Source organism: Streptomyces sp. NPDC002144, assembly GCF_053593695.1.
On record NZ_JBSFDB010000142.1, the window covers coordinates 1 to 3,113 of the forward strand.

A 3,113-nucleotide genomic window follows, 5' to 3' on the forward strand; every position below is an offset into this window, starting at 1 on the left:
TGCCCGGTCAGCTGCAACCCCTCCGACCGGGCACGCTCCACCAGCATCGCAACGAGCTGCTCGTCGGACACGGGCACAGGCTGCCCCAACTGGGCCCGGTGCAGGTCCTCCAGGGCGGCCTCGGCACGCGTCGGGTCGAAGGGGTGCCACAACCGCCAGCCCGATCCGGCCAGCGGCTGAACAGCCTCCCAACAAGCCCTGGTCTTGCCCGTAGAAGACGTACCGATCAGCACCACCATCTGGCTAAAGCCCGCGGCGGCTTCACGCACCACCTCGGCCAGTACCTGGTCGTGGTGACGCGTCACGTAGCTGGGCAGCACCCGCCGCAGGCGCATCCGACTGGCGTTTCCCCCCGCAGCGACGCCGGCCGGATGAACCTCCAAATCGTGTGGATCCCACTCCGACAACGGCCGCCCCGGCCCCGCGATATCCACCGAAACCGCCACAGCACGGCGCCGAAGATCCAGCAGTTCGTCCACCGGCAGCCTCAGCGCCTTGGCCAAGGCCGCCACTGTCTCTGGCGACGGAAGCGGACCGTCAGCCCGCAACGCCTCGTACACCGTCGTGCGCGCAAGTCCCGCCTTTACCCCCAGCTGCGTCTTGCTCAGCCGGGCGCGCGCCAGACCGTCGGCCAGCCGGTTCCTCAGCTCCGACAACGCCTGATCAGACCCTGTCTGCTCCTCGCGCACCCGTCCTCCCCCGAGTTCGGTGTTCGCCGGTGTTCATCATCGTCCCGGCGGACCCTGACGCACGCCGGATCCCAGACAACAGTTGGGTCAGCACCATGCCCGCCCAAAGGAGTCTGCCGTGACCGTCGCACTCGCCCTTTCCGCCACTGCGCTCGTGGTCACCCTGGCACTGCTGGTCGCCACCACCGCAGGCGTCCTCGCCCGCTTCGACGGCGCCACCTACCCGGTCGCCATCAGGACTGCTGCCGCCGCATTCGTCGCCGTTCTCACCCTCGCCTGTACCATCACCGCAGCTCTGGCCACGGTGATCCGTTGAGGCCATCCCCATGGTGCATACCCGCCCTGGGACGTTGCTCGTGCACAACAGGGAAACGACCCCCCGAAGTTACGCAAAGCAACAGGTCAAGCCATTGCGTCAGTGGCTCGCTGCCCCGCCTGAGCCACGGTGAGACCACTCCCGACAACACATGACCTACGGGCGCTACGGCCGGCGACGCGAGGCTGCCTGGCCAGCAACATAGGATCCGTGAACGTGGCACACACATTCGACGATCTCGTGGAGATGCAGACGGCGGCGGACGCAGCGCGCGCCCAGGTCCTGGAGCTGAGAAACAGGTTCGGACGGCCCACGGCATCGCCGTGGTCGCCGAAGCAGACCGACGAGTACGAGCGAGCGTGGAAGAACTGGAGGGATCTGGCCGACACCACACAGGCCGCCGTGACCACGTATGCCAAAGCCGAGGACACGCCCCGCTTCGACGTCGAGGTCGCCGTACGGACCAAAGCCCGACACCCGGAACCCGAAACCCGCTGACAACAGTGCGCACCCAGGTTTCCGTGGTCGCCTCCATCATCGTCGTCGGCGAACAGCCGGTGGATCCTGCGCTTGACCGCGGCACCGGCTCAATACTCGAGCATGTCGCCTCACGCGCTATCCCGCATGAGACGCGAAACAAAGTAGAGCTATTCGGGCAGATTAATGTCTAGGCGCACCGCAGCGGCGATGGGGGGCATTTCGCTCATTACCCCGCCAGGGCGCCCGGTTACAGTGTCGGCCCCAGCAACCCGCCTCCTGCCCGCGCCCGTCTCGCTCACGCTGCGTTGCTCGCCGAACTTGCCGCACCACAACGGCCGTGGCCTGGGGAGCCCGGCCTCGCTACGAGCTCCGGGGCGCCAGGGTCGGCTACGGCGGGTTCCTCGTGCTCGCCGCTCGAGCAGGGCGGCAGGTTCGAAAAACGCGCAGGCCGCGTCCTAGAGTCCGAGCCAGCAGTGACCCGACCGGGCGGCCGGTGGGACCCAGGCCCAGTTGATCGACCCGCGTCCTGACCGGATCCAAGAACGCCGGGAGGGCGGCGAACAACTCGGCGCTCTGCCGCTGGCGCAGCGCGCCCGTGGCGGCCGGCCACCAGTATCCGGAGATGCGGCGTCGGATTCACCGGCAGTAGCCAGCAGCGCGATCAGGTTAAGCAGGCGGCCAAGGTCAGCGGGTGGCGGCCAGCGCTCCCGCAACTGCGAAAAGAGCAGCCAGCCCGAAGGGGATGTCCGATGACCAGCAACGACGAAGTCCGTACGTCAGCTCACTCTCTTTCACACTGACAAGTCACGAGCAGGAGCCACCCGTCCCCCTATTTCGACCGCCGCTCGCTCGCTCGTTTTGAAGAATGCATCAACGAACGATCCACCAAAAGCGAAACCTCGAACGACTTCCCCTTGAAGGGTTTCGATCTCCAGTCCCCCGGTGGGCGCCACGTGTACGTCCCGTACGCAGGCGTACGGGATCCGGTAGAACCTGATGAGGTTCTCCACCCGCATTGAATCGGGCAGCAGCACTACTCCGCAGCTGCCGATTCGTCGCAGGAGCGCTGTGGCCGCCAGCATCGCGGCTGCCACAAAAGATATGTCGGGATAGTTCTCGTGTGCTAGGAAAGCGAGCAGCACCAGGAGGTACAGGCTCCAGAGAAGGGCGATCCCACCCCAGGTCAGGACTGGCCAGGACCGGCGGCGCAGAACGCGCCGCCGGATCTCAGGCTGAATGTTCCGTTGCGCCATGCCTTAACACCCTCCGCCAGCGAATGCACTGGCACTACCCGCGCCGCAGAAGTCCCACGACAATGCTGCTTGAAGTGAACGAAGCCAATGCGCCCCTACGCCGCGTGGAAGGGCCTGTGGTCAGCGACCGCCGCTCCTACCGCTACCAGCCCCTGGGCAGCAGCTACGAGGCGGTCACCAACTGCCGTCTTTTGCTGGCCACCCTGGAACAGGTCCGATGACAGTGCCAGCCAGGAGCCGGACGCTAACCAGATGAAGGGATGACACGGCTCTTGCTGCTGATGGCGTCCCGCGTGATGGTGTAGCCGATCGGCGTTGAGTAGTGCGCCGGTGTGCTCCGGCTGGTGGCGCCCGCTCCCTGCGCACGGGGTGGGC

5 protein-coding genes are annotated in these 3,113 nt (G+C 66.5%); 3 read left to right on the plus strand and 2 right to left on the minus strand.

The genetic code is table 11. The features are described from left to right. Nucleotides 1-689: helix-turn-helix transcriptional regulator (locus ACWCQ1_RS51825; protein ID WP_451030099.1), on the minus strand; the 689-nt coding region annotated here is incomplete at its 3' end. A 118-nt stretch (nt 690-807) separates the two neighbouring features. On the opposite strand from ACWCQ1_RS51825, the gene ACWCQ1_RS51830 reads away from it, so the two are divergent. Both ACWCQ1_RS51830 and ACWCQ1_RS51835 read left to right on the plus strand, forming a co-directional pair. Next, a complete protein-coding gene (locus ACWCQ1_RS51830; RefSeq protein ID WP_451030100.1) occupies nt 808-1,005 on the plus strand; it encodes a hypothetical protein in 198 nt (65 codons plus the stop codon). A gap of 216 nt (nt 1,006-1,221) precedes the next feature. Next, nucleotides 1,222-1,503: a hypothetical protein gene (locus ACWCQ1_RS51835; protein ID WP_451030101.1), complete on the plus strand. Its 282-nt coding sequence runs from the start codon at nt 1,222-1,224 to the stop codon at nt 1,501-1,503. A gap of 773 nt (nt 1,504-2,276) precedes the next feature. Here the strand turns inward: ACWCQ1_RS51835 and ACWCQ1_RS51840 are convergent. Then, the gene (locus ACWCQ1_RS51840) at nt 2,277-2,738 is read right to left on the minus strand and encodes a hypothetical protein (protein WP_451030102.1); all 462 of its coding nucleotides are present in this window, start codon (nt 2,736-2,738) and stop codon (nt 2,277-2,279) included. A 74-nt stretch (nt 2,739-2,812) separates the two neighbouring features. Here ACWCQ1_RS51840 and ACWCQ1_RS51845 point away from each other — a divergent pair, with 74 nt between their 5' ends. Further along, complete coding sequence (locus tag ACWCQ1_RS51845) at nt 2,813-2,959, plus strand: hypothetical protein (RefSeq protein ID WP_451030103.1); 147 nt, start codon at nt 2,813-2,815, stop codon at nt 2,957-2,959. Nucleotides 2,960-3,113: the final 154 nt, after the last annotated feature.

What these genes read in the sequence shown, in the direction of transcription:
- ACWCQ1_RS51840 (WP_451030102.1), bottom strand. Translation starts at nt 2,738, where the DNA reads ATGGCGCAACGGAACATTCAGCCTGAGATCCGGCGGCGCGTTCTGCGC.